The sequence below is a fragment of the Oceanicella actignis genome (assembly GCF_900111545.1).
Taxonomy (GTDB): Bacteria; Pseudomonadota; Alphaproteobacteria; order Rhodobacterales; family Rhodobacteraceae; genus Oceanicella; species Oceanicella actignis.
This window is the reverse complement of record NZ_FOHL01000005.1, coordinates 180935-207368: the sequence shown is the minus strand read 5'-3', so window position 1 is coordinate 207368 and position 26434 is coordinate 180935. Positions and strand designations below refer to the sequence as shown.

General features: G+C 73.7%; 20 protein-coding genes and 2 pseudogenes. 10 read left to right on the top strand and 12 right to left on the bottom strand.

Going from position 1 to position 26434, the window contains the following annotated elements; translation table 11 throughout:
- Together BMW67_RS09960 and BMW67_RS09955 are read right to left on the bottom strand one after the other, a co-directional pair.
- Positions 1-3012 carry a sarcosine oxidase subunit alpha family protein gene (locus BMW67_RS09960; RefSeq protein WP_072747381.1) on the bottom strand — a complete coding sequence of 1004 codons (3012 nt, stop codon included), beginning with the start codon at positions 3010-3012 and terminating at the stop codon, positions 1-3.
- Positions 3009-3383 carry a sarcosine oxidase subunit delta gene (locus BMW67_RS09955; RefSeq protein ID WP_072747380.1) on the bottom strand — a complete coding sequence of 125 codons (375 nt, stop codon included), beginning with the start codon at positions 3381-3383 and terminating at the stop codon, positions 3009-3011. The genes BMW67_RS09960 and BMW67_RS09955 overlap by 4 nt, the downstream gene beginning before the upstream one ends.
- Before the next feature lie 98 nt (positions 3384-3481).
- Here BMW67_RS09955 and BMW67_RS15725 point away from each other — a divergent pair, with 98 nt between their 5' ends.
- On the top strand, positions 3482-3646 hold the full coding sequence (locus BMW67_RS15725; RefSeq protein WP_170258929.1) for a hypothetical protein: 165 nt from the start codon (positions 3482-3484) through the stop codon (positions 3644-3646).
- A gap of 11 nt (positions 3647-3657) precedes the next feature.
- Here BMW67_RS15725 and BMW67_RS09950 read toward each other — a convergent pair whose 3' ends face one another.
- Positions 3658-4902, bottom strand: a complete 1245-nt coding sequence (locus BMW67_RS09950) for a sarcosine oxidase subunit beta family protein (protein WP_072747379.1) — start codon at positions 4900-4902, stop codon at positions 3658-3660.
- Between the two features lie 226 nt (positions 4903-5128).
- On the opposite strand from BMW67_RS09950, the gene ccmI reads away from it, so the two are divergent.
- The 4 genes from ccmI (at position 5129) to BMW67_RS09930 (ending at position 7947) form a co-directional block, all read left to right on the top strand.
- Complete coding sequence (gene ccmI / locus BMW67_RS09945) at positions 5129-6388, top strand: c-type cytochrome biogenesis protein CcmI (protein ID WP_072747378.1); 1260 nt, start codon at positions 5129-5131, stop codon at positions 6386-6388.
- Positions 6385-6873, top strand: a complete 489-nt coding sequence (ruvX, locus tag BMW67_RS09940; RefSeq protein WP_072747377.1) for a Holliday junction resolvase RuvX — start codon at positions 6385-6387, stop codon at positions 6871-6873. The genes ccmI and ruvX overlap by 4 nt, the downstream gene beginning before the upstream one ends.
- Positions 6870-7115, top strand: coding sequence for a DUF1289 domain-containing protein (locus BMW67_RS09935; RefSeq protein WP_072747376.1), 246 nt, complete (start codon positions 6870-6872; stop codon positions 7113-7115). Before ruvX ends, BMW67_RS09935 begins: the two co-directional genes overlap by 4 nt.
- Positions 7116-7257: 142 nt before the next feature.
- Complete coding sequence (locus BMW67_RS09930; protein ID WP_177174500.1) at positions 7258-7947, top strand: retropepsin-like aspartic protease family protein; 690 nt, start codon at positions 7258-7260, stop codon at positions 7945-7947.
- A 322-nt stretch (positions 7948-8269) separates the two neighbouring features.
- Here the strand turns inward: BMW67_RS09930 and dusA are convergent, their stop codons facing one another.
- From dusA to rsmI, 8 genes and pseudogenes are all read right to left on the bottom strand, one after another.
- The gene (gene dusA, locus BMW67_RS09925; RefSeq protein WP_072747374.1) at positions 8270-9301 is read right to left on the bottom strand and encodes a tRNA dihydrouridine(20/20a) synthase DusA; all 1032 of its coding nucleotides are present in this window, start codon (positions 9299-9301) and stop codon (positions 8270-8272) included.
- An 88-nt stretch (positions 9302-9389) separates the two neighbouring features.
- Entirely contained in the window at positions 9390-10514 is a 1125-nt protein-coding gene (locus BMW67_RS09920) for a hypothetical protein (protein ID WP_072747373.1), read from the bottom strand.
- Positions 10511-11362, bottom strand: coding sequence for an ABC transporter permease (locus BMW67_RS09915; protein ID WP_072747372.1), 852 nt, complete (start codon positions 11360-11362; stop codon positions 10511-10513). Before BMW67_RS09915 ends, BMW67_RS09920 begins: the two co-directional genes overlap by 4 nt.
- Positions 11359-12225 carry an ABC transporter permease gene (locus BMW67_RS09910; RefSeq protein ID WP_072747371.1) on the bottom strand — a complete coding sequence of 289 codons (867 nt, stop codon included), beginning with the start codon at positions 12223-12225 and terminating at the stop codon, positions 11359-11361. Before BMW67_RS09910 ends, BMW67_RS09915 begins: the two co-directional genes overlap by 4 nt.
- Positions 12222-13373, bottom strand: coding sequence for an ABC transporter ATP-binding protein (locus tag BMW67_RS09905; protein WP_072747370.1), 1152 nt, complete (start codon positions 13371-13373; stop codon positions 12222-12224). The genes BMW67_RS09910 and BMW67_RS09905 overlap by 4 nt, the downstream gene beginning before the upstream one ends.
- Before the next feature lie 83 nt (positions 13374-13456).
- On the bottom strand, positions 13457-14530 hold the full coding sequence (locus BMW67_RS09900) for an extracellular solute-binding protein (RefSeq protein WP_072747369.1): 1074 nt from the start codon (positions 14528-14530) through the stop codon (positions 13457-13459).
- A gap of 131 nt (positions 14531-14661) precedes the next feature.
- The gene (gene gshB, locus BMW67_RS09895) at positions 14662-15609 is read right to left on the bottom strand and encodes a glutathione synthase (protein ID WP_072747368.1); all 948 of its coding nucleotides are present in this window, start codon (positions 15607-15609) and stop codon (positions 14662-14664) included.
- An 853-nt stretch (positions 15610-16462) separates the two neighbouring features.
- Positions 16463-17392, bottom strand: a pseudogene (gene rsmI, locus BMW67_RS09890) (16S rRNA (cytidine(1402)-2'-O)-methyltransferase); the annotation flags it as partial.
- A 98-nt stretch (positions 17393-17490) separates the two neighbouring features.
- Here rsmI and BMW67_RS09885 point away from each other — a divergent pair.
- From BMW67_RS09885 to murJ, 3 genes and pseudogenes are all read left to right on the top strand, one after another.
- Positions 17491-18711, top strand: a complete 1221-nt coding sequence (locus tag BMW67_RS09885) for a penicillin-binding protein activator (protein ID WP_072747366.1) — start codon at positions 17491-17493, stop codon at positions 18709-18711.
- A pseudogene (locus BMW67_RS09880) lies at positions 18653-21544 on the top strand ([protein-PII] uridylyltransferase); the annotation flags it as partial. The gene BMW67_RS09885 and the pseudogene BMW67_RS09880, both read left to right, overlap by 59 nt.
- Positions 21545-22080: 536 nt before the next feature.
- Positions 22081-23682 (top strand): murein biosynthesis integral membrane protein MurJ, encoded by a 1602-nt coding sequence (gene murJ / locus BMW67_RS09875; protein WP_177174499.1) that lies wholly within the window; start codon positions 22081-22083, stop codon positions 23680-23682.
- A gap of 337 nt (positions 23683-24019) precedes the next feature.
- On the opposite strand, the gene BMW67_RS09870 is transcribed toward murJ, so the two are convergent.
- A complete protein-coding gene (locus BMW67_RS09870; protein WP_072747364.1) occupies positions 24020-24682 on the bottom strand; it encodes a rhomboid family intramembrane serine protease in 663 nt (220 codons plus the stop codon).
- A 119-nt stretch (positions 24683-24801) separates the two neighbouring features.
- Between BMW67_RS09870 and trpS the strand changes: the two genes are divergently transcribed.
- Entirely contained in the window at positions 24802-25851 is a 1050-nt protein-coding gene (trpS, locus tag BMW67_RS09865) for a tryptophan--tRNA ligase (protein WP_072747363.1), read from the top strand.
- A gap of 94 nt (positions 25852-25945) precedes the next feature.
- Positions 25946-26404, top strand: coding sequence for a universal stress protein (locus BMW67_RS09860; RefSeq protein ID WP_072747362.1), 459 nt, complete (start codon positions 25946-25948; stop codon positions 26402-26404).
- Positions 26405-26434: the final 30 nt, after the last annotated feature.

Sequence of the window (26434 nt, the reverse complement as noted above, 5' to 3'; positions counted from 1 at the left end):
TCAGACATCCTGCCGCGTCCCTTCCTTGTCGTAGAACACCGGATCGACGACGCGCGCCTTGATGACCGCGTCGCCCTCGGCGGCGAATTCCAGCACCTGGCCCATGCGCCCGGCCCCGCCCTCGATCAGCGCCATGGCGATCGAGCGTCCCAGCGTCGGCGAAAAATAGCTGGAGGTCACATGGCCGATCGTCTTGCGCACGCCGGGGCGGCGCATGCCCTCGACCGCGTGAGCGCCGTCGGGCAGCACCGTCTGGGGGTCCAGCGTCTCGAGCCCGACCAGCTGCTTGCGGTCGGGGCGGGTCAGGTCGGGGCGCTCCTGGGCGCGCTTGCCGATGAAGTCGGCCTTCTTCTTCGACACCGCCCAGCTCATGCCCAGATCCTGCGGCGTGACGGTGCCGTCGGTCTCGTCGCCGACCATGATGAAGCCCTTCTCGGCCCGCATCACATGCAGCGCCTCGGTGCCGTAGGGCGTGACGTCGAACTCGGCGCCCGCCTCGCGCAGCATGTCCCACATGGCCTGCCCCTGCGAGGCGGGGATCGCGATCTCGTAGCTCAGCTCGCCCGAGAAGCTGATGCGGAAGATCCGCGCCGGGATGCCCCCCAGCCGGCCCTCGGCCATGCCCATGAAGGGCAGCGCCTGCTTCGAGACGTCGACCCCGCCCAGCTTCTCGAGCGTCTTGCGCGCGTTGGGGCCGACGACGGCGATCTGGGCGAACTGCTCGGTCAGGTTGGCGACGTAGACCTTCAGATCCCACCACTCGGTCTGGAGCCACTCTTCCATCCAGGCATGCACCCGGTCCGAGCCGCCCGAGGTGGTGTGGCACAGGAACGCGTCCTCGGACAGGCGCACGACCACGCCGTCGTCGAAGATGAAGCCGTTCTCGTTGCACATCAGCCCGTAGCGGCAGCGCCCGACCTTCAGCGTGCTCATCATGTTGGTGTAGAGCAGGTCCAGGAAGCGGCCGGCGTCGGGGCCCTTGACCAGGATCTTGCCCAGCGTCGAGGCGTCGAGCATGCCCAGCGAGCCGCGCGTGGCCAGGATTTCGCGGCGCACGGCGTCCTGCGTGGACTCGCCCGCGCGGCGATAGGCGTAGGGCCGGCGCCAGTCGCCCACGGGCTCCCACACCGCGCCGTTGGCGTCGTGCCAGGCGTCCATGGGGGTCTTGCGCGTGGGCTTGAACAGCGGACCGCGCGCCTCGCCGACGATGGCGCCGAACGAGATCGGCGTGTAGGGCGGGCGGAAGGTGGTGGTGCCGACCTGCGGAATCGGGCGGCCCAGCGCGTCGGCCAGGATGCCGATGCCGTTGATGTTGCTCAGCTTGCCCTGGTCGGTGGCCATGCCCAGCGTGGTGTAGCGCTTGGCGTGCTCGACGCTTTCGTAGCCCTCGCGCGCCGCCAGGCGCAGGTCCGAGGCCTTGACGTCGTTCTGGTAGTCGAGGAACGCCTTGGACGCCAGCTTCGGCCCGGCCGCCGCGGGCATGATCCACATCGGCATGATGGGCGCCTCTTCGACGCGCGCGGCGGCGGGGGCGTGGGCGCGCGCATCGGCGAAGCCGGCCTCGCGCGCGGCGCGCGCGCCGGCCTCGGCGGCGTCGGCCAGCGCCTCGTCGGGCGACAGGAAGCCCGAGGCCGAGCCCGCGCACAGCACGAAGCCCTGCCCGTCGGCGCCCAGCGGCGGGCGCTCGGGGTCGGGGCGGAACATGGCGCGCGCATCGTCCCAGATCAGCTTGCCGCCGCAATGGGACCACAGATGCACCACCGGCGACCAGCCACCCGACATGGCCACCGCGTCGCAGGCGATGCGGTCGATGGGCGCGCCCTCGCCGCCGGCGGCGCAGATCTCGACCCCGCGCACGCGCTTGCCGCCCAGCGCGCGGCGCACGGCGCGGCCGGCCTCGATGCGCAGGCCCATCCTGCGCGCCTCTTCGGCCAGCGGACCGCGCAGATCGGCGCGCGGGTCGATGATGGCGGGCACGTCCAGCCCCGCCCGGCGCAGCGCGATGGCGGTGCGGTAGCCGTCGTCGTTGTTGGTCACGATCACCGTGCGATCGCCCGGGCTGACGCCGTAAAGCTCGAGATAGTCGCGCACGGCCGAGGCCAGCATCACCCCCGGCAGGTCGTTGTCGGCGAAGGCGAGCGGGCGCTCGAGCGCGCCGGCCGCGACCACGATGCGCCGGGCGCGGATCTTCCACAGCCGGTGGCGCGGGCGCCCGTCGCCCGGGGTGTGATCGGCCACGCGCTCGTAGCCCAGCGCGTAGCCGTGATCGTAGACCCCCGCGCACATGGTCCGCAGGCGCATGACGACGTTGGGCATGGCCTCGAGCGCGGCGACCTGCGCGGCGATCCACTCATGCGCAGGCATGCCGTCGATCTCGCCCCCGTCGGCCAGCGCGCGCCCGCCCCACAGATGCGACTGCTCGAGCAGCAGCACCCGGGCCCCCGCCTCGGCGGCGCGGCGCGCGGCGGTCAGGCCCGCCGCGCCGCCGCCGGCCACCAGCACGTCGGCGTGGAAATGAAAGTGCTCGTAGCGGTCGGGGTCGGGCAGCTTGGGGGCCTCGCCCAGGCCGGCGGCGCGGCGGATGACGGGCTCGAACACATGCTTCCACGCCGCGCGCGGCCACATGAAGGTCTTGTAGTAGAACCCGGCCGGGAAGAACCGCCACAGCGCGGCGTTGATCGCGCCGATGTCGAATTCGAGGCTGGGCCAGTGGTTCTGCGAGCGCGCCGACAGCCCCTCGAACAGCTCGGTTCCGGTGGCGCGCTGGTTGGGCTCGAAGCGCGGCCCCTCGCCCAGCCCGACAAGGGCGTTGGGCTCTTCGGCGCCCGAGGCGACGATGCCGCGCGGGCGGTGATACTTGAACGAACGCCCCGTCAGCACCTGCCCGTTGGCCAGCAGCGCCGAGGCCAGCGTGTCGCCGTGAAAGCCCTGAAGGCGCTTGCCGTTCCAGGAAAAGAACACCGGGCGGCTGCGGTCGATGGCCCGCCCGCCATGGGAAATGCGCGTGCTCATGCGCTCGGCCCCCCTTCAACGTCTTCGCCGGGCGCCGCTTCGCCCGTCCAGTCCTCGAGCCGCCAGCCGGGGCGGCGCTGCGCGATGCGGGCCAGGATCTCGGGCGGCGGCGCGGTCACGTCGGCGCGGTAGGACCCGAACACCTCGAGCGTGGCGGTGCAGCGCGCGACGTGGAACCACTTGCCGCAGCCATAGACGTGCCGCCAGCGCTCGAAATGCACGCCCTTGGGATTCTTGCGGGTGAACAGGTAGCCGGCGAACTCCTCGTCGCTCGCCCCCGGGCCGACGCGGCGCAGATGCGCCTCGCCGCCGGGGTGGAACTCGGTTTCCTCGCCGGTCGCGCCGCAGCACGGGCAGGTCAGTTGCAGCATGGAGCGCCTCTTTGCTTGGCGATTGCGCGCGCCGGCCCGGATGCGATACCCTGTCGGCGCGTCGATGTCGTCTTGCGTAGCGTATGTGAGGTCTGAAGATGGAGCGTATTCCCCAGCCCGACCCCGAGCTGACCCTGTTCGGCCTGAGCCACGCGGCCAGCGTCCTTCTCATCACCGTCGCGGTCCTGGCGATCTACGTCGCCGTCGACCTTTTGCGCCCGCGCCCGCGCCCACGCGGCGGCGAGGGCGAGCGCGGCGACTGAGCCGCGCGCCCTCAATGGGCCACGGCCGCGGCGACGCTCTCGTCGATCATGCGGCCCTCCGTGAAACGCTCGAGCCCGAACGGCCCCGCCACCGGATCCTCGCCGCGCGCCAGAAGGCCCGCCGTCGCCCAGCCCGAGCCGGGAATGGCCTTGAAGCCGCCCGTGCCCCAGCCGCAGTTCAGATAGATCCCCTCGACCGGGGCGCGCCCGATGATGGGCGAGCGGTCGCCGGTGACGTCCACGATCCCGCCCCACTGGCGCAGCATCTTGAGCCGCGAGATGACCGGGAACATCTCGACCAGCGCGCGGATGGTCTCCTCGACATGGTGGAAGCTGCCGCGCTGGGTGTAGTTGTTGAACCCGTCCGTGCCGCCGCCGATGACCAGCTCGCCCTTGTCGGACTGGCTCATGTAGCCATGCACAGTGTTGGCCATGACGACGCAGTCGAGACAGGGCTTGATCGGCTCGGAGACGAGCGCCTGAAGGGCGACCGATTCGAGCGGCAGGCGAAAGCCCGCCATCTGCGCCAGCACGCCCGCATGCCCCGCCACCACCAGGCACAGCTTGCGCGTGCGGATCTGCCCGCGCGTGGTGCGCACGCCGCTCACACGCCCGCCGGTCACGTCGATGCCCGTGACCTCGCAGTTCTGGATGATGTCCACGCCCAGATCCGACGCCGCGCGCGCATAGCCCCAGGCCACCGCGTCATGGCGCGCGGTGCCGCCGCGCGGCTGCCACAGCCCGCCCAGCACCGGGTAGCGCGGGCTGTCGACGTTCAGGATCGGGGCGATCTGGCGGATGCGGTCGGGGCCGACCATCTCGCTCTCGATTCCGTTGATGCGGTTGGCGTGGAAGGTGCGCTTCCACGCGCGCAGCTCGTGCTCGGTCTGCGCCAGCATCAGCACGCCGCGGGGGCTGAACATGATGTTAAAGTTCAGCTTCTGGCTCAGATCCTCGTAAAGCGAGCGCGACAGCTCGTAGATGTCGGCAGAGGGGTCCTGCAGGTAGTTCGAGCGGATGATGGTCGTGTTGCGGCCCGTGTTGCCGCCGCCCAGCCAGCCCTTTTCCAGCACCGCGACGTTGCGGATGCCGTGATTGGCCGCAAGGTAGTAGGCCGTGGCCAGGCCATGCCCGCCGCCGCCCACGATCACGACCTCGTATTCGGCGCGCGGCTCGGGCGAGCGCCAGGCGCGCTCCCAGCCCTGATGATAGTTCAGCGCCTGACGGGCGATGGCGAAGGCGGAATAGCGGGCCATGGGGCCTTTCCCTCCTGTCTGGCGGCCCGCCGGCGGGCCGCGCGTCACGTTCTTGCGGGCGGCGGCGCGCCCCCTTGGGCTTTCTATGCGCGCCTGCGCGCCGGGCCGCAACGGAATCCGCCGCATGGGCCGCCAAACCCGACCCCGCGGCCCGGCGCCGCGCCGCATGGACGCGGCGCGCCGCCGGCGCTAGGTTCGCGGCGATGACGATTTCGGAGAACCGCTCATGATCTTCTGGCTGGCGGCGCTTGCGGGCGCCCTGCTCGTCGCCGCGCTGACGCTGCGCCCGCTCTTGCGGCGCGAGGCGCCTTCGCTGCCGCGCGCGGCCCATGACGTGCAGGTGTTCAAGGACCAGCTGGCCGCGCTGGCGCGCGACGTCGAGCGCGGCGTGATCCCGGCCGAAGAGGCCGAGGGCGCGCGCGCCGAGATCTCGCGCCGCCTGCTGGCCGCCGCCGCCGAGGCCGAGCGCCAGGCGCCGCCCGCCCCCGCGCCGCGCCGCGTCTCGCGCCTTGCAGCGGCGGCGCTGGCGCTGGTCGTGGCGGGCGGCGCGGCGGGGATCTACTGGCGCATCGGCGCGCCGGGGCTGCCCGATCAGCCCCTGGCCGAGCGCTTCGCGCAGATGGAGCGGGCCGCCCGCGAGCGCCCCTCGCAGGACGAGGTCGCCCGGCGCCTGGCCGAGGCGCGCGCGAACGCGCCCGCGCCCGACGCCCAAGAGGACGCCGACCCCGAGGCCGCGCGCCTTGCGCCGCTGGTCGAGCGGCTGCGCGCGGTGCTCGAGGCGCGGCCCGACGATCTGCGCGGCCACCGCCTGCTGGTCGGGGCGCTGCGCCGCCTTGGCCGCCATGAAGAGGCCCTCGCCGCCCAGCGCCGCGTGATGGAGCTGCTGGGCGACAAGGCCGGCGCCGACGATCACGCCGAACTGGCCGAGCTGATGATCCTGGCGGTCGAGGGCTATGTCTCGCCCGAGGCCGAGGCCGAGATCCGCCGCGCGCTCGAGCTCGACCCCGCCCAGCCCATGGCGCGCTTCTACGCCGCGCTGACCCTTGCGCAAAGCGGGCGCGCGGACCTGGCGCTGCCCATCTGGGCCCAGCTGGTGCGCGAGAACCCCGACGCCCCCTACGCGCCCGCGATCCGCGCGCAGATCGCCGCCGCGGCCAAGGCCGCCGGCCTGCCCGAGCCGCCCCTGCCCCCCGCCGCGGGCGCCGCCCCCGGCCCCACGCGCGAGGACATGCAGGCCGCCGCCGCCATGTCGGACGAGGAGCGCCGCCAGATGATCGAGGGCATGGTCGCGCGACTGAACGACCGGCTGGCCGAGCAGGGCGGCTCGGCGCAGGAATGGGCGCGGCTCATCGGCGCGCTGGCCGTTCTGGGGCGCAAGGACGAGGCGCGCGCCGCGCTCGAGCGCGCCCTTGCCGCCCATGGCGACGACGCGCAGGCGCGCGCCGCGCTCGAGGCCGCCGCCGACCGCGCCGGGATCGCGCGATGAGCGCGCCGATCCTCGACATCGCCGCGCTGGCGCCGCTTCTGGGCCCGCGCGCGCAGCTGGCGGGGCTGGACGTGGGCGATCGGACCATCGGCGTGGCGCTGTCCGACGCGACGCGCTCGATCGCCAGCCCCATCGGCACGGTCCGGCGCAAGAAGTTCATGCGCGACGCCGAGGCCGTTCTGGCCATGACCGCCGGGCGCGAGATCGGCGGCTGGATCATCGGCCTGCCCGTGAACATGACCGGCGAGGAAGGTCCGCGCGCGCAATCGGCCCGCGCCTTCGCGCGCAACTTCGCGCGTCTGACAGACGCACCGGTGGCGATGTGGGACGAAAGGCTCTCGACCGTCGCGGCCGAGCGCGCGCTGCTCGAGGCCGACGCCTCGCGCAAGCGCCGCGCCGAGGTGATCGACCATGTCGCCGCCGCCTACATCCTGCAGGGCGCGCTCGACCGTCTTGCCGCCCTTTCGCGCGAGGATCGGCGATGAACGACGAAGTCTGGCGCCGCGACGAGCCGCAAAGCCCCTGCGTGAAGGTCTGCCTCATCCATCCGGGCGCGGGGCTGTGCGTGGGCTGCCTGCGCACCGCCGACGAGATCGCCGCCTGGCCGCGCATGAGCGACGACGAGCGCCGCGCCCTCATGGCCGAGCTGCCCGCCCGCCGCCCCCGCCTGACCGAAGCCGGCGCGCGCCCAAGCGCCCGCCGCCGCGCCCGCCGGGGCGACGGATGACAAGGCGCGCGGCCCTGCGCTCAACCTTCCGTTAAGCGTGAATGCCGTCTTTTTGCAGTCGAGTTTCACGCCGAACGGCGTTATTCTGAACCCGTCCGGGGCGGTTTCCCGGCCCGTTCGATCGCCAAGCGGAGCCCAGCGCGTGCCAGTGCTCTTGTCCAGAATCCTTGCCGCCGGCGCCATTCTCGGCGCGCTGCGTCTGGCCTTTCCGCACGAGTTTTCCGACGAGGACGGCGCCCGCCGGCTGGCCTTCGCGGGGGTGGCGCTGCTGGCCAGCCTCGGCGTCGCGGCGCTGGCGCGGCTCTGGCGCGGGCGCCTTGCCGCCGCGGCGCTGGTCTGGGCGGCGGTCTTCGCGGCCATCGTCGGCGGCTATTCCTGGCGCGCCGAGCTGTCGGCCGCCTATGACCGCGCCCTCGGCCGCCAGGCGCCGCTGGTCGCGCTGGCCCGCGCAGGCGGCGAGGTCGAGCTGACCCGGACCTGGGACGGGCATTTCCGCGCCCCGGTGGTGGTCAACGGGCGCGAGGACGCCCCCCTGCCCATGCTGATCGACACGGGCGCGTCGATCGTGCTTCTGCGTCACGAGGATGCAGAGGCCGTGGGCATCGACACACGCCGCCTGCGCTACTCGACCGCGATCACAACCGCCAATGGCGGCGCGCGCGTCGCGCCGGTGACGCTTGAGAGCCTGCGCGTGGGCGACGTCGAGCTGCACAACGTCCGCGCCGCGGTGGCCGAGCGCGGCGCGCTGCACAGCCCGCTTCTGGGCATGAGCTTCCTTGCCGGGCTCAGCGAGCTGACCTTCCGCGGCGACAAGGCCCTGCTCAAGCGCTGATCCGCGGGCTCGCGGCGTTCCGGCGCGCTGCCCGATCCCTTGCGCGCGCCGCTCGCTTCGGCGAGGCCCGCCGCGCGGCCATGCCTTGCAAGAGGCGCGCCGCGAATGAGCCCCGCCCATCGCCGCCCGCCGCGGCGCGGCCCGCCCGGCATGGGCGCCCCGGCTCGCCCGAAATGCGGCGCCCCGCCCCCGGCGGCCCGGGGGGACCGGCGAGGATCAAGACGGGGGATCGGGCGAGGATTCACGCGCGTTTTCGGACGCGCTCTCGGGGCGAGCTCGGGGCGGGGTTCAGGCGGCGGTCCGGGCTCGGTTCAGACCGGCTTCAGGCAGGAGTTCGGGCCGGCGCGTCGGCGACCTCGGCCAGCGCCGCCTCGATCAGCTCGGGCCCCGCGCCGGGCCTGTGCGCCCCCTCGGACAGCACGCGCCGCCAGCGCCGCGCGCCGGGCCGGCCGGCGAAGGCGCCAAGCATGTGCCGCGTGATCTGCCCAAGGCGCGTTCCCCGCGCCAGCTCGCGCTCGACATAGGGCAGCATCGCGCGCACGGCCGCGACGGGGTCGGCGTCGGGCCCCGGCGCGCCGAAGATGCGCCGGTCGGCGGCGGCCAGAATGCGCGCGGGCTCATGATAGGCCGCGCGCCCGATCATCACGCCGTCGACGCCTTGCGCCAGCAGCGCCTCGGCCTGGTCGAGCGAGGTCACCCCGCCATTGACCGCGATCTCGAGGTCGGGGCGGTGGCGCTTCATCCGCACGACCAGCGGATGATCGAGCGGCGGGATCTCGCGGTTCTCCTTGGGGCTGAGCCCTTGCAGCCACGCCTTGCGCGCGTGGATGGCGAAGGCCCGCACCCCCGCCGCCGCCACCCGGTCGATGAAGGCGGGCAGAACCTGCTCGGGGTCCTGATCGTCGACGCCGATGCGGCACTTGACGGTGATGCGCGGCCCGCCCGCGGCGCGCGAGGCCTCGATCATCGCCGCGACGCATTCGGCCACCAGGCCCGGCGTCTTCATCAGGCAGGCGCCGAAGGCGCCCGACTGCACGCGATCCGAGGGGCAGCCGACATTCAGGTTGATCTCGTCATACGGCCATTGCGCGGCGATGCGCACCGCGCGCGCCAGCTCATCCGGGTCCGAGCCGCCCAGCTGCAACGCCACCGGCCGCTCGAGCGGCGAGAATTCCAGGAGGCGCTCGGCGTCGCCGCGGACGATGGCGGCGGCGGTCACCATCTCGGTGTAAAGCAGCGCGCGCCGGGTCAGCTGCCGATGAAACATGCGGCAGTGGCGGTCGGTCCAGTCCATCATCGGCGCGACGGACAGCCGCGCCGCGCGCGCGGCATCGAACGGGTCGGTCCGGGGCATCGCGTCGATCCTCCTTCGCTGCGGCGCGGTGGCCGAGGGGCCCTTGCGTTAGCATCGCGCGCCGGACGACTCCAGCCCCGCGCCGCCCTCAGCGCGCCCGGCCGCGGGCCAGCATCCCCAGCCGGCGCAACAGCGCCCGCGCCAGAAGCCGCGCGCCCAGCCCCTGTTCGGGCGCGGCGCGCAGCCGCGCAAGCTCGGCGCGCAGGCGCAGCACCTCGTCGGCGACGCCGCCCGCCAGCGCGTCGAGCTGCGCGTCGTCGAACATGTGCCCCGCCGCGGTTTCGGGCGACGGCGCGGGCGGGCGCGCGCGCTCGGGCCGATAGCGATGCTCGGGCGAGACGAAGGCGTCGACCCGCGCCATCGCCGGGGCCAGACGCGCCAGCATCCGCCGCTCGGCCTCGGGCGAGGCGCGGAAGGGATCGGCGCTCTGGCCGGCGGGGAGGTCGGGAACGCGCTGGCAGAACGCGTCCGCGCCGATGCGCGCGGCCGCGTCGGGCGCGTCGGCCAGCGCGCGATTGAGCCGCAGCTGCAGCGCCAGCTCGGACCGCGTCAGCGCCCGGTTGGCCCGCGCCAGGGGCGGCGCGCGCAAGAGCTCGGGCGGCGCGCCCAGCCATGCGGCCAGCTCGGGCAGCAGCGCCCGCCGGCAGACCGAATAGTTGCGCACCGTCAACCTGGCCCGCACGCCGGCGGTCCCATCCAGCGCCGCGATGCGCGCGATCGCCTCGGCCGCGCGTGCGGGCTGGTCGAAGCGCGCGATCAGGGCGTCGGGGCCCTCGGTCGCGCCATGGCGCTTGACGCGCTGCTGGCCGAGCGACGCCGCATGCTCGACCGGATCGCGGATGAACAGCAGCGCCTCGATGCGCGCGAACCCCGCCCGCGCCGCCTCATGCGCGATGAAGGACGGGTCGGGCAGGTCGAGCAGCGCATCCTGCAGCCTTTCGCTCGAGAACAGCGCCGCGCGCGCGTCCTTCGCCTCGGCCAGGCGGGCGGCCAACGCCTGCGGGCCGTCGAGCAGCCCCTTGCCGTTGCCCGAGGTGATGGCGGCGGGGTCGTCGGGCTCGCCGCCCGGCGCGGGCGGATAGGCGACGCCCTGCCCGGCCAGCGCATCGCGGCTCAGGCGCAGCGCCGCCTGCAGCCAGGTCGTGCCCGTCTTGGGCTGACCCATATGGATGAAGAGCGTGCGCCCGCCCTCCCCCTTCGCCGCCCCCGTCATCGCGCGCGGCGCAGCGCGAGCGCGACGCCCCCGAGAACCGACGAGGCCACGATCAGCAGCAGCGACACCGCGTTGAGCACCGGCGTCGAGCCCTGCTTCATGCGGTCGAACATCTCGATCGTCAGCGGCGCGTCCGAGCCGACCAGCATCAGCGTGGTGTTGAAGTTCTCGAAGCTCATGAGCATCGACACCAGCGCCGCCCCCACGATGGCCGGCGCCAGATAGGGCAGCGTCACCTGCCTCACCGCCCCCAGCGGCGTCGCGCCGAGATTGAGCGCCGCTTCCTCGAGGCTGCGGTCGAACTTCTCGAGCCGGGCCGAGATGACCAGCGTCGCGAAGGTGGCGATGAAGGCGAACTGCCCCAGCACCACCAGCGTCAGCCCCGGCCGCAGCCCGTCGAACCACAGGCCGGTGGCGTCCTCGAGCCAGTTGGCCAGATAGCTGGTCTCGACCAGGATCGAGATGCCGAGGATGATGCCGGGGATCACCAGCGGCAGCAGCATCAGGACGTAGAGCGTCTGCTTGAAGCGGAAGTCGTGGCGCACGAACAGGAAGGCCGTCGTCACCCCCACCGACACCGACGCCGCCGAGACCCAGAACGCCACGATGGCCGAGATCTTCAGCGCCTCGAGAATGCCGCGGTCGTTGAACACGCCCAGCCACGGGCGCTGGTCGCCGATGAACCAGTCCAGCGTGAAGCCGTTCCAGGGCAGCGCCGCGAACTGCGACTTGTTGAAGGCGAAGACGCACACCACGACCAGCGGCAGCGCCAGATAGACGAAGAACGCCGCCACATAGGCGCGCCACAGCCAGCGCAGCGCGCGGGGCTGGGGAATGCCGGGGATCATGGCCGCGCCATCGCCGAGCGCAGCGACTGCCCCGACAGCCGCAGCCCGGCCCACACGATCGCCGAGGACAGCCCCAGCAGCAGGAAGCCGAAGGCGGCGCCCTGCTCCCAGTTGAAGCGGGTGATGAACTGGTCGTAGATCAGCCCCGTGAACCAGAGCGAGCTCTTGCCCCCCAGCAGGATCGGCGTCAGGTAGTTGCCCAGCGACATCATGAACACCACGATGCAGCCCGACGCGATGCCCGGCCGCGCGTGGGGAATGACGATCTCGCGCAGGATGGTCCAGCCCGAGGCGCCCAGGTCGTAGGCGGCCTCGATCAGGCTGTCGTCCAGGCTGTCGAGCGTCGTCACCAGCGGCACCACCATGAACAGCATCGAGGTGTAGACCAGTCCGACCATGATCGCGACGTCGTTGTAAAGCATCTCGACCGGACCCTCGGCCAGCCCCGCCCATTGCAGCACCGCCGAGAACACGCCGCTTTCGCGCAGCAGGATCATCCAGCCATAGGTGCGCACCAGCTCCGAGGCCCAGAACGGCGCAAGGCACGCCAGGAACAGCGCCTGACGCGCGCGCCCGCGCGCGATCTTGGCGATGTGCCAGGCCACCGGAAAGCCGATGAGCAGCGTCAGCGCCGTCGCCAGCACCGACATCCAGGCGGTGCGCACGAAGGTGTTCCAGTAGAGCGGTTCGGCCAGGAAGGTCAGGTAGTTGCCCAGCCCGAAGGCGTATTCGCCCACGCCCACCCGCTCGCGCAGCGAGACGAACAGCATCGCCGCGTGGGGAATGACGATGAGCAGCGTCAGCCACAGCAGCAGCGGCGCCAGCAGAAGGATCAGCGTCAGGCGGCCCGCCGGGCGGCTCATGCGGCGCCCTCCTCGGCCTGCGCCTTGCCGGGCTCGGCGGGCTCGGCGGGCTCGGCGGCGAAGGCGCGCGCGGCGGCGGCGTTCCAGCCGATGTGGATGCGCTCGCCCCGGCGCAGGTCGGCGAACTCGCCCGTCTGCGGGGCGGCGACGTCGAATTCGCGCGCCGAACCGGCCACGCGCGCGTTGATGCGGCTGTTGGCGCCGTTGAACAGGATGTCGCGCACCTCGCAGGCGAAGACGTTGTCCATGCCCGCCACGTCCTCGGCCTGGCGCGAGACGCGGATCGCCTCGGGGCGCACGAACAGCTCGGCCTCGTCGCCCGGCGCCAGCCCGGCCGAGGCCGCCGCCGCGCGCAGGGGCTGACCGGCGGGGTCGGCGACCTCGACCGCGTCGCCCTCGCGCCGCAGCACCTTGCCGCGCAGGCGGTTGGCGTCGCCCACGAAGCCGGCGACGAAGGCGGTGCGCGGGTTGTAGTAAAGCTCTTGCGGCGGGCCGATCTGCTCGAAGCGGCCGCGGTTCATCACCGCCACCTGGTCCGACATCACCAGCGCCTCGGACTGGTCGTGCGTGATGTAGACGAAGGTGGCGCCGAAGGCCTCCTGCAGGCGCTTGAGCTCGACCTTCATGTGCTCGCGCAGCTTCAGGTCCAGCGCGCCCAGCGGCTCGTCCAGCAGCAGCAGCGCCGGCTCGATGACCATGGCGCGGGCGATGGCCACGCGCTGCTTCTGCCCGCCCGACAGCTGATCGACGCGCCGGCGCTCGAAGCCGGGCAGACCGACGCGCTCGAGCGCGTCGGCCACGCGGCGCTCGATCTCGGCCGAGGGCACGCGGCGCTGGCGCAGGCCGAAGCCCACGTTGCGCCCGACATCCATCATCGGAAACAGCGCCAGGTGCTGGAACACCATCGCCACGGGGCGGCGGTTGGGCGGCACGCCGACCATGTCGCGGCCCTTGATGCGCAAGGCGCCCGAGCTGGGCTCGAGAAACCCGGCGATCATGCGCAGCAGGGTGGTCTTGCCGCAGCCCGAGGGGCCGAGGATCGAGAAGAAGCTGCCCGGCGGCGCGGCGAAGCTGACCTCGTCCACCGCGGTGAAGTCCTGGAAGCGGCGCGTCAGCCGGACGGCCTCGAGATCGGGGGTGTCGGTCATCCGCTCTCCTGACCTTCATGGCGGGGCCGGGCGGCGCGCGGCCGCCCGGCCCCGGATCGTCGCACAAGCGTTGCCGCGGCGTCTTACTGCGCCGCCTTCACGCGGTCCAGCACGGCGCCTTCCATGGCCTCGAGCCCGGCGGGCACCGGCGGATACCACTTGATGTTGTCGATCGCCTCGGGCGGGAAGCTGGCCTGGAAGCGGGCCTTGAGCGCGGGATCGGCGAAGGCGTCCGCCCCCTTCGAGGCGGTGAAGTTGCCCGCCGAGGCGGTGATCCGCGCCGCGATCTCGGGCCGCATGACGAAGTTGATCCACGCGTAGGCGGCGTCGTCGGCGCGCCCGCGCTTGGGCAGGGCGAAGGTGTCGATCCAGCCCAGCGCCCCCGAGGCGGGCGCGACGAAGGTGATGTCGGGGTTCTCGGCGTTCAGCTTCCAGCCGCCGGTGTCCCAGGCCATGGCGGCCCAGACCTCGCCCGAGCGCAGAAGGTTCAGGATCTCGTCCCCGCCGGACCAGTAGGTCTTCACGTTCGCCTTGCACTCGACCAGCTTCTTCTCGACCTTGTCGAGGATGGCCTTGTAGGCGTCGGGGTCGGCATAGGCGGCGAAGGGGTCCTCGCCCATGGCGAAGGCGAAGGCGATCAGCGTCGGGCGCTTGAGCCGGTAGCTGACGCGGCCCTTCAAGGCCGGGTCGCACAGGTCGAGGTAATCCTTCACTCCCGGCGCCTTGGCCGTGTTCACCACCAGCCCCGAGGTGCCCCACACATGCGGCACGCCATACACCTTGCCGTCCACGGTGGTGTTGCGCTTGGTCGCCTCGAGCATCGAGGGAATGAACTGCGCCGCGTCGATGCGCGACAGGTCCAGCGGCTTGTAGATGCCGAACTCGGCCTGGGCGCCGGCGATGCGGTCCTGGCTGGGCTGGGCCAGGTCGAAGCCGCCGCCGCCGGTGGCGCGCAGCTTGGCGATCATCTCTTCGTTGTTCGACAGCGTGACCTCGACCTTGTGGCCGGTCTCCTTCTCGAACATGGCGACGACGTCGTCGGGGGCGTAGCCGCCCCAGGTCAGCAGCCGCAGCGTCTCGGCCGAGGCCGAGGCCGCGCCCAGCGCCAGCGCCGCGCCGGCCAGCGCCGCGACGGCGCGAAGGGTGGATCTGGCCATGCGTTCTTCTCCCTGTCTGATTGCGCGCGCCGCCCGGACGGGCGGCGACGCCTTGTCGCATGTTTCGGAGAAAGAAATGTGACGCATCGCTCCGCGCCGTTCAATTCCTTTCAGCGGCGCCGGGCCGGGCGTCAGCACGCGGCGCGGCGCGCCTCGATCGCCTCCCAGACCAGGCGCGCGGCGTTCACCCCGTCGAAGCGCTCCAGCTCCTGAATGCCGGTGGGCGAGGTGACGTTGATCTCGGTCAGCATGCCGCCGATGACGTCGATGCCCACGAAGATCAGCCCGCGCTCGCGCAGAAGGGGGCCGATGCGCGCGCAGATCTCGCGGTCGCGCGCATCCAGCGCCACCGGCTCGGGGCGTCCGCCGACATGCATGTTCGAACGCATCTCGCCCGGCGCGGGCACGCGGTTGATGGCGCCGACCGGTTCGCCGTCGACCAGGATCACGCGCTTGTCGCCGCGCTCGACCTGGGGCAGGAACTTCTGCACGATCAGCGGCTCGCGGCTGATGCCGCAGAACAGCTCGTGCAGTGCGTTGAGGTTGGCGTCGGCATGGGCCAGCTTGAACACCCCCGCCCCGCCATTGCCGTAGAGCGGCTTGAGGATGACGTCGCCGTGGCGGTCCTTGAAGGCGCGCAGCGTCTCGAGCGAGCGGGCGATCGCCGTCGGCGGGGTCAGGTCGGGAAAGTCCAGCACCAGCAGCTTCTCGGGGCAGTTGCGCACCCAGAAGGGATCGTTCACCACCAGCGTGCGCGGGTGGATCTTCTCGAGCAGGTGGGTGGTGGTGATGTAGCCCATGTCGAAGGGCGGGTCCTGGCGCAGCAGCACCACGTCCTGCTCGGCCAGATCCACGGTGCGCCGCTCGCCCAGCGCGAAGTGGTCGCCCTTGCGTCGGCGCACCTCGAGCGGCCAGCCCGTCGCGGTCACGCGCCCCTCGTTCCAGGCGAGGTCGTCGGGGTGGTAGTAGAACAGGCGATGCCCCCGCGCCTGCGCCTCTTCGGCCAGGCGGAAGGTCGAATCGGCGTCGATGTCGATGCCGGCGATGGGGTCCATCTGGATGGCGACGGAAAGGCTCATGGGCAGGTTCCCTCGGAAAGGTCGTTGACGGGCGCCGGCGTCGCCGCGCGAAGGGCGCGGCGCGGCGCGCCGGCGCAGGGGCCGGCGGCGCTTGCCGGAACGGGGCTTGCGGGGGTGCGGCTTGCGAGGATGGGGCTTGCGGGGGCGGCCGACGTCGCGGCCCCGGTCCGCAAGAACGACCGGACGGCGATCGCGCCCCGGCAGCCAAGGCGCTTTCGCGCGCGCGAGCTGGCCGCGCCCCCGGGCCGCGCGCCCGTGCGCACGCCGCCGCCAGGACCGGCCCGGACGCAGGCAAGGACGGCGGCGCGCAATCCGCTTCGCATTCCGCGCCGCGCGCAGGCTCGGGCGGCCGAACGAGCCCCGCTTCGCAATCGGCGCCACGCGCCGCTTCGGGCGCCCGAGCGCGCCTCGGCAGGGCATCCGCCGGGCGCGTCGGGCGCAAGGCCGCCGCCGCTGCGCAAGCCCTCTCGCACGCAGGCTCGGGCGCCCGGCAGAAGATCGGCGCGCAGGCCGGCTCGCACGCCGCCGCCGGGGCCGGACCGAACGCCGCTTCGCAGGCCGCGCCGCGCGCGGGACCCGGCGATCGCGCGTGCCCCGGTTCGAGTTCGGCCCGGCGCGTCGGGCGCAAGGCCGCCGCCGGAGGCATGCGAGGCGGGGGCCTTCATGGCCGCTCGTCCCTTGCGCCCCGGCCGCGGCGGCGCGCCGTTCCGTCGCGCGCCGGGTCGCCGCCGCGGCGCCCGCCCTCGGGCGCCCGCCCCTCGCCGCGGGCGCGCGGGGCTGCGGGCGCGTCCGGCGCATCCGGGTCCTCGGCTTCGTCCGGCGCGGGGGCGTCCGCCGCCGGCCGGTCGCCCCTGGCCAGATCCAGCGCGCGCGCGTAGACGGTCTTGCGCGGCAGGCCGAAGGCGGCGGCGACCTCGCGCGCCGCGTCCTTGACGGACATGGTTTTCAGCGCGCGCGAAAGCGCCGCGTCCAGCTCGGGCGCGTTCTCGTCCCGGCGCGGCGCCTCGGCGGCGGCGGGCGGGCCCACGACCACCACCGCCTCGCCGCGCGGCGCGGGCTCGGCGGCCAGCTCGGCGGCCAGCGCGCCCAGCGCGCCGCGGCGGACCTCCTCGAAGCGCTTGGTCAGCTCGCGGCAGATGGCGGCCTGGCGCGCCGGACCGAGGGCCGCCGCCATGTCGGCAAGGCTTTCGGCCAGGCGCCGCGGCGCCTCGTAGAAGACCAGCGTGGCCGGGATCGCCGCCAGCGGCGCGAGCGCGGCGCGGCGCGCGGCGCGGCGCGTCGGCAGGAAGCCCGCGAACATGAAGCGGTCGGTCGGCAGCCCCGCCACGCACAGCGCGGCCAGAAGCGCGCTGGCGCCGGGCAGGGCGGTCACGGCGTGGCCGGCCTCGGCCGCCTCGCGCGCCAGCTTGTAGCCCGGATCCGAGATCATGGGCGTGCCCGCCTCGGCCACCAGCGCCACGCTTGCGCCCTCGGCCAGCCGGCGCAGCAGCTCGGGGCGGCGGCGCTCGCCATTGTGGTCGTGATAGGCGATCAGCGCCCGCCCGCCCAGCGGCACGCCGTGCATCTCCATCAGCCGTCGCGCGGCGCGGGTGTCCTCGGCGGCGATGACGTCGGCCCGCCGCAGCGCGTCCAGCGCGCGCAGCGTGACGTCGCCCGCATTGCCGATCGGCGTCGCCACCACGTAAAGCCCCGGCGCGAGCGGCGCCTCGACGGGCGCTTCGACGGGCGCTTCGGGGGCCGCGGCGCCGGCGTCCGGCGCGTCGGCGGGCGATGTCCGCTCCATCGGCTTTCTTGCCGCCACAATTCGCTCCATACTGCGCCCGGCATCGGACCCCGGGCGGGGTCATGGCGCATCGCCGCCGGTCGAACAAGAGGGGTAACATGCGCAACGCTCGACTCAAGTGCATTCGCCGCCGCGCGCTGGCGCTCGGAGCCGCGGCCTTTCTGGCCGCCTGCGGACAGCCGCGCCCGCCGGCCTCGGGGCCCATCGCGCAGGGACCCGCGCAGCCGGGCGCGGCCGCGCCGGCGGCGGTCGATCCGCGCGGCCCCGTGCAGGTGGCGCTGCTGGTTCCGCTGACGGGCGCCGACCCGCGCGGGCGGCTCGAGGCGCAGGGCCTGGCGGACGCCGCGCAGCTGGCGGCGCGCGAATCGGGCGAGCGGGGGCTGCGGCTGAGCGTGCTCGACACGGGCGGCCGGCCCGACGGCGCCGCCGAGGCCGCGCGCAAGGCCGCCGACGAGGGCGCGGCGCTGATCCTCGGCCCGCTCTTCGCCCAGAACGCGCGCGCCGCGGCCCAGGCCGTGGCCGATCGCGGGCTCAACGTCGTCGCCTTCTCGACCACGGCCGAGGTGGCGGGGGGCAATCTGTGGCTGCTGGGCAGCCTGCCGCGCACCGAGGCAGAGCGCATCGTCGGCTACGCCGCCGCGCAGGGCCTGCCGGCGCTGGCCCTGTTCCACCCCGACACCGCCTATGGCCAGACCGCCCGCGCGGCGCTGCGCGCGGCGGCGGCGCGGCACGGCGCCTCGGTGGTGGCGGCGGCGGCGTATGAGCGCAGCTTCGAGGGCATCCAGGAGGCGGCCGAGCCCTTCGCCGCGCAGCTGCTGGCCGCGGGCGCGAACGCCGTGGCGCTGCCCGACCAGGGCCAGGGGCTGAGCGCCGCGGCGGCGTTCCTCAACTATCACGGCGTCTCGCCGCTCGAGGTGAAGTATCTGGGCCTGAGCGGCTGGCAGGACCCCGCCTCGCTGCGCGAGCCGGCGCTGCGCGGCGGCTGGTTCGCCGCCCCCGATCCGGCGCCGCTCGAAGCGTTTGCAGAGCGCTTCGCCGCCGCCTATGGTCGGCCGCCGACCGCGCTTGCGCCCCTGGGGCACGACGCGGTCGTCGCCGCCGCGACGATGCTGCGCCGCGCGCGCGCCGAGGGGCTGGACGCGCCCTTCGCGGCCGAGGCGCTGACCGACCCGCGCGGCTTCATCGGGGCCATGGGGGCCTTCCGCCTGACCCCGGACGGCCTGAACGAACGCGCGCTGGCGGTGCTGGAGGTTGACGAAGATGGGTTCACGGTCATCGACCCCGCCCCCGCCGCCGCGCCTGGCGCTCCCGGCGTCTGAGCCGCATCTGGACGAGGAGGGGCGCAGCCCCGTCGCCGCCCCCGGCGCCGAACCCGCCGAACGCCCGGCCGAATCGGGCGGCGAGCTGCTCTTGCCCGTCGAGCGGATCATCGACCGCGACGACGCGCTGGCGCGGCTGGCCGCCGCCGCCGAGGCCGCCGAGGGCCGCGCCGACGTGCTGCGCGCCGAGGCCACCGCGATCCTGCGCGAGAAGCTCGAGCGCGGGCACGAGGCGATCCGCGCCGCCTTCGAGGCGCGCCCCATGGCCGGCGCCCCCGCCTCGCGCGCCGTGGCGCGGCTGACGGACGAGATCGTGCGCCTGGCGGTCGAGGTCAGCCTGCGCTGGCTGCACCCCCTGCACAACCCCACCACCGGCGAACGGCTGACCGTCGCCGCCGTCGGCGGCTATGGCCGCTTCGAGATGGCGCCCCATTCGGACGTGGACCTTCTGTTCCTGACCCCGTGGAAGAAGACCGCCTGGGTCGAGAACGTGGTCGAAAGCACGCTCTACATCCTGTGGGACCTGCGGCTGAAGGTCGGGCACGCGGTGCGCTCGATCGACGACTGCCTGCGCCTTGCGGCCGAGGACGTGACCATCCGCACCGCCCTTCTGGAAAAGCGCTTCATCTGCGGCGACATGGAGCTGCACGCCGAGCTCGACCAGCGCCTGTGGTCCGAGCTGTTCGAGCGCACGGGCCCGCAATTCGTCGAGGCCAAGCTCGAGGAGCGGGCGCGCCGGCACGAGCGGCACGGCGGCTCGCGCTATCTGCTCGAGCCGAACGTGAAGGAATCGAAGGGCGGGCTGCGCGATCTGCAGACGCTCTACTGGATCGCCAAATACCTCTATCACGCCGCCACGCCCCAGGCGCTGGTCGAAAAGGGCGTGTTCGACGAGGACGAGCGCCGCGTCTTCTCCGAGGCGGCCGACTTCCTGTGGACGGTGCGCTTTCACCTGCACTACGCCGCCGGGCGCGCGAACGATCAGCTGACCTTCGACCAGCAGGTCGAGGTCGCGCGCCGCATGGGCTTCGACGACGCCGAGGGCCAGCGCGGGGTCGAGCGCTTCATGCAGGCCTATTTCCGCCATGCGCGCAATGTGGGCGAGCTGACGCGCATCTTCCTCGCCGCGCTCGAGGCCCGGCACGTCAAGCGCCGCCCCGGCCTCGGGGCGCTGGTGCGCGCCTTCCATTTCGGCCTGCGCCGCGGCGAGGGCCCCTTCCGCCTGCGCGACGGACGCCTGGACCTGGCCGACCCCGACGCCTTCGAGAAGGACCCGCTCAACATGCTGCGGCTCCTGGACGAGGGCATGCGCACGGGCGCGCTCATCCACCCGGCGGCCCTGCGCAAGATGGCCGCCAGCGTGCATCTGGTCGACGACGCCATGCGCGCCGATCCGGTCGCGAACCAGATGTTCCTGAACCTGCTGCTGGGGCACGGCAATCCCGAGCGCGCGCTGCGGCGCATGAACGAAACCGGCCTGCTCGGCGCCTTCATCCCCGAATTCGCGCGCATCGTGGCGATGATGCAGTTCAACATGTATCATCACTACACGGTCGACGAGCACACGATCCTGGCCATCTCGATCCTCAGCCAGATCGAGCGCGGCGAGCGCAAGGACGCCCTGCCCATCGCCTCGCGCATCCTGGCCGAGGGGGTGAACCGCACCGTCCTTTACGTCGCGCTTCTGCTGCACGACATCGGCAAGGGCCAGCCGCGCGACCATTCCGAGGTCGGCGCCGAGATCGCCGCGCGCCTGTGCCCGCGCCTTGGCCTGAACGAGGCCGACAGCGCCACCGTCGAGTGGCTGGTGCGTCACCACCTGCTGATGTCCGACGTGGCGCAGAAGCGCGACATCTCGGACCCCGCCACCGTGCGCGCCTTCGCCGACGTGGTGCGCAGCCCCGAGCGGCTCAAGCTGCTGCTGGTGCTGACCGCATGCGACATCATGGCCGTGGGTCCGGGCGTGTGGAACAACTGGAAGGCCCAGCTTCTGCGCCAGCTCTACCGCGACACGCGCGAGGCGCTGACCGGCGGCCATGACCGCCAGACCAAGGCCGAGCGCGTGGACGAGGCCAAGGCCGCCCTGCGCGAGCTGCTGACCGACTGGACCGCCGAAGAGATCGAGGCCGAGATCAACCGCCACTACGCCGCCTACTGGCTGGGCCTGCGTCCCGAGATCCAGGCGGTGTTCGCGCGCCTCGCGCGCATCGCGCGCGACGACGCGGTGGCCTCGGACATCACCGCCGATCCCAGCCGCGACGCCACGCGCGCCTGCTTCTACATGGCCGACCATCCCGGCATCTTCAGCCGCATGGCCGGCGCCATCGCGCTGGCGGGGGCGAACGTGGTCGACGCGCGCACCTTCACCACCGCCGACGGCTATGCGTGCTCGGTGTTCTGGATCCAGGACCCCGGCGGGCGGCCCTACGACGCCGCGCGGCTCGACCGGCTGCGGCGCGCGATCGACCGCACGCTGGCCGGCGAGGTGGTCGCGCGCGAGGCGCTCAAGCCCAAGCGCAAGCTCAAGAAGCGCGTGTCCGAGTTCCGCGTGCCCACCCGCGTGGTCTTCGACAACGAAAGCTCGGATCTCTACACCGTCATCGAGGTCGACACCCAGGACCGCATCGGCCTGCTGCACGATCTGACGCGGGCTCTGACGGCCAGCAACGTCTCGATCGTGTCGGCCATCATCGCCACCTACGGCGCGCAGGCGGTGGACGTGTTCTACGTCAAGGATCTGTTCGGGCTGAAGATCCGCAACCCCGCCAAGATGCGCGCCATCGAAGAGCGCCTGCGCGCCGCCATCGACGCCGCCGCCTCGCAGGACGAGCGGCCCGCCGGCGCCTCGGCCGCGCCGGGCGAAGGGGCCGGGGCCGGCGCGGCGCCGGCGAAGCCCGCCCGCCGCCCCGCGCGCCGCAAGGCCGCCAGGGGCGCGGCCAAGGACGAGGCGACGGGCGCGGCCACGGGCGCGACGTCGGGCGCGGCCCCGGCGGCGAAGGGCGCGCGCAAGACCGCGCGCCGGGCGTCGGCCCGCGCCGCTTCGCCCGTCGCCGAAGCCGGGACCGAAACGCGCGCGCCAGCCGCTCCGCCCCCGACGCCGGAAGAAGACGCCGCCCCCCGGACCCGCGCGCGCCGCGCCCCCCGCCGCGGCGCGGCCGCTGAGGGCGCAAGCGGCGAGACGGGCGCGGCCGCCCCGCCCCCGCGCGCGCCGACCGCGAGCGCCGACGCCCCTGCGGCCGAGACCGCGCCCAGAGGCGCCAAGGGCCGACGCCGCGCGCCGCGCGCCGCGCCGCCCGAAGACGGCGGCGCCGATGGCGGCCCGGGCGCGGGCGGCGGCAAGGATGGGGGCGCAAGGCGGGGCGGGCGGCGATGATCCGCGTGCCGCGCCTGGGCCGCGCCTTCGCCACCGTCGGGCTCTGGACCATGGCCAGCCGCGTGCTGGGCTTTGCGCGCGACGTGATGATCGCCGCGGCGCTGGGCTCGGGGCCGGCGGCGCAGGCTTTCGTGGTGGCGTTCTCGCTGCCCAACCTCTTCCGCCGCTTCTTCGCCGAGGGCGCGTTCAACATGGCCTTCGTGCCGATGTTCGCAAAGCGGCTCGAGGGCGAGGGCCCCGAGGCCGCCCGCGCCTTCGCCGAAGACGCGCTGTCGGCGCTGACCGCGATCCTGATCGGCTTCACGCTGGCGGCGCAGCTGGCCATGCCGTGGCTGGTGCTGGCGCTGGCCTCGGGCTTCGCCGACGACGCGCGGCTCGAGCTGACGACGGCGCTGGGGCGCATCGCCTTTCCCTACATCCTCTTCATCTCGCTCGCGGCGCTGTTCTCGGGGGTGTTGAACTCGCTCGGGCGCTTTGCGGCGGCGGCGGCGGCGCCGGTGCTGCTGAACGTGGTGCTGATCGCTGCGCTGGCGCTCGAATCGGCCGGGGCGCTGAGCGCCCTGCCCGCCGTCGGCCCGCCCGACGCGGACGCGCCCGCGCGGCTGCATGCGGGAACCGTGCTGGCGTGGGCCTGCCTGGCGGCGGGGCTGGCGCAGCTGGCGCTGGTGCGCGCGGCCGCGCGGCGCGCGGGCATGGCGCTTGTCCTGCGCCGGCCGCGCCTGGCGCCCGAGCTGCGGCGCCTGGCGATCGTCGCCCTGCCCGCGGCGCTGGCCGGAGGCGTGGTGCAGATCAACCTGGTGGTCGGGCGGCAGGTGGCCTCGTATTTCGACGGCGCGGTGGCCTGGCTCTACTACGCCGACCGGCTCTACCAGCTGCCGCTCGGGGTGGTGGGCGTGGCGATCGGCGTGGTCCTGTTGCCCGACCTTGCGCGCCGGCTGCGCGCGGGCGACGCGGCGGGCGGGCGCGAAAGCGCCAACCGCGCGGCCGAATTCGCCCTGGCGCTGACCCTTCCGGCGGCGGCGGCGCTGATCGCCATGCCCGGCCCGATGGTCGGCGTGCTGTTCGGCCGCGGCGCCTTCGCCCCCGAAGACGTCGCCGCCACCGCGCTGGCGGCCGCGATCTACGGCGCGGGCCTGCCGGCCTTCACGCTGCAGAAGGTCGTCCAGCCCATCTATTTCGCGCGCGAGGACACGCGCTCGCCCTTCCGCTTCGCGCTGTGGGGCATGGCGGCGAATGCGGCGATCGCCATCGGGCTGGCGCCGGCGATCGGCTACCTTTCGGCGGCTCTGGCGACGACCGCCGCGGGGTGGCTGAACCTTCTGCTGCTGTGGCGAGGCGCGCGCGCCTTCGGCGGCGCGGCCGAGCCCGACGCGCGGCTGCGCCGACGCGCCCCGCGCCTTGCCGCGGCCAGCGCGCTGATGGGGCTGGGCGCGGCGGGCATGGCGACGGCGGCCGCCCCGTGGCTCGAGGCGCCCGGCTGGCGCTATGCGGCGCTGGCGGTTCTGGTGGCCGCGTCGGCGGCGCTTTACGGCGCGGCCGCGTGGGCGCTGGGCGCCATGCGCCCGGCCGAGCTGCGCGCCGCCTTGCGGCGGGGCTGAGGCGCCCAGCCAGAGCGCCGCCTTCCCGAGCGGCGGCGGCCCGACCCGCGGCGCGAAGCCGGCGCCCGGACGACGCGCTCCGATCGCCGCCGGCAGCCGGCCCGGCGGCGGCGGAATGCCGGCCGAAGCCGCATGCGCGGGCCGGCCGGGGATGGCGGCGCCGGGTGCCGGCGCCCTTGTCGGCCCAAGCGCCACCCCCAAGCGCCGCCTCGTCGCCGTTCCGTCGCCGTTCCGTCGCCGCCCGAAACCCCGCCCAAGCCCCGCCGCGCTCCGGCGGCCGCGCGCGCAGCCCGGCGGGCCTGCCTGCGACGCGCTGCAGCGGCCCTTGCCCGCCCCCTCAGGCCCCGCGAAGGCGGCGCACGGCCGCCGCGGCCCAGGCGGCGGCCCAACCGGCCAGGAAGCCGCCCAGATGGGCCTCCCAGGCCAGCATCCCGCCCGCCAGCACCATCAGCACCAGGTTGATCGCGACAAGCCCGCCGATCGAGCGCACGAACGCCCCCCGAGACCCGCCGCCATGGCCGAAGACGTAGATATACTCGACATATTTCACCGCGCCGATCAGGCCGAACACCACCCCCGAGGCGCCGACCATGGGAACGTCCGTCGCGCTCAGCAGCCCGAAGCACAGCGCCCCGCCCGCGGCCGTGACCGCGAACAGCGCCGGGAACATCGGCGCGCCGAAAATGCGAATCGTCACCAGCCCAAGCCCCAGCATCGCCGCGCAGTTCATCAGGAAATGCGTCGCGCCCCCGTGCAGGAAGGCGTAGGTCAGCAGCGTCCAGACCGTCTGCGGCGGTGCCGGCCGGCCCGCCAGCCAGGCGTCGAACCACGGGTCGAAGAAGGCGAAGCGGCGAAAGGCCGCGATGCGCAGACCCGGCTCCAGCACGCCCGCATCCGACAGCTGGAACGCCAGCTCGAGCGCGGCCATGACCGCGGCGAACAGATACAGGACCGGACGCTGGCCGGGGCGAAGGGGCGGCAAGGTGGGCAGCTGGAACATGGCGCTCTTCGTCTGCGCGCCGATGGCCGGCGCAACCGCCGCGCCCGCACGGCTTGACCGGGGGGGCGCGCCGCCTCATAAGGCCGAGCGGACGCGCCAGGCACAAGAGGAAAACGGACATGACCGAAGCCCGGACCGACACCGCCCCAGCCCCCCGCCCGACGCGGGTCTTCTCGGGCGTCCAGCCGACGGGCAACCTGCACCTCGGCAACTATCTGGGCGCGGTCAAGCGCTTCGTCGAACTGCAGGAGCGCGGCTGGGAGACGATCTACTGCATGGTCGACCTGCACGCGCTGACCACCAACCCCGACCCGGCCGATCTGCGCCGCGCCACGCGCGAGCTGGCCGCCGCCTTCATCGCCTGCGGCCTGGACCCGGCGAAGTCGATCCTGTTCAACCAGAGCCAGGTCTCGGCCCATGCCGAGCTGGCCTGGATCTTCAACTGCGTGGCGCGGGTGGGCTGGCTCAACCGCATGACGCAGTTCAAGGACAAGGCCGGCAAGAACCGCGAGGCCGCCTCGGTGGGGCTCTACGACTATCCCGTGCTGATGGCGGCCGACATCCTGGCCTACCACGCCACCCATGTTCCCGTCGGCGAGGACCAGAAGCAGCATCTCGAGCTGACGCGCGACATCGCGGTCAAGTTCAACAACGACTATGGCTGCCCCGGCTTCTTCCCCGAACCCGAGCCGCTGATCGAGGGCGTCGCCACCCGCGTGATGAGCCTGCGCGACGGCGCGAAGAAGATGTCCAAGTCCGACCCCTCGGACATGAGCCGCATCAACCTCTCGGACGACGCCGACGCCATCGCGCGCAAGATCCGCAAGGCCAAGACCGACCCCGAGCCCCTGCCCGACTCGGTCGAGGGCCTGGCCGAGCGCCCCGAGGCGCGCAACCTGGTGGGCATATACGCCGCGCTGGCCGACCAGACGCCCGAGCAGGTGCTGGCCGAGTTCGGCGGGCGCAATTTCGGCGACTTCAAGCCGCGCCTGGCCGAGCTGGCGGTCGCGCGGCTGGCGCCGATCAACGCGCGCATGCGCGAGCTGGCCGCCGATCCGGCCGAGCTCGACCGCATCCTGGCCGACGGCGCCGCCCGCGCCGAAGAGATCGCCGCGCCGATCCTGGCCCGCACCAAGGAGCTGGTCGGCCTGCTGCGCACCCGCGGCTGAGCCCCGGCGCCGCGCAAGCCCGGCGCGCGGCGTTGCGCGGGCGGCGCGGATCGGTCATCCTTGGCGCCCGCGCAACGGCACGGAGCATGACGCAGTGCGCAAATTCCTCGTGGTGGTGGACGAAACGCCCGAATGCCTCAACGCGATCCGATTCGCGGCGCGCCGCGCGGCCAAGACCGGCGGCGGCGTGCAGATGCTGTTCGTCATCCGCCCGGAAGAGTTCCAGCACTGGATCGGCGTCGCCGAAGTCATGCGCCAGGAGGCTCGCGAGGCCGCCGAGGCCCGCTTTCACGAGCTGGCCGAGACGCTGCGCGAAACGGCGGGCGTCATGCCCGAATTCGTGATCCGCGAGGGCGAGGCCGTCGAGCAGATCCTGGCCCAGATCCGCGAGGACCCGCAGATCGGCGTGCTGGTGCTGGGCGCGGGCGCCGAGGGCGACGGTCCCGGCCCGCTCGTCAGCCAGCTGGCCGGGCGCATGGCCGGGCGCATGCCGGTGCCCATCACCGTGGTTCCGGGCTCGATGAGCGAAGAGCAGCTGGACATGGTCTGCTGACCCCGCGCGCCGCGGCGCTTGAATTCGCCG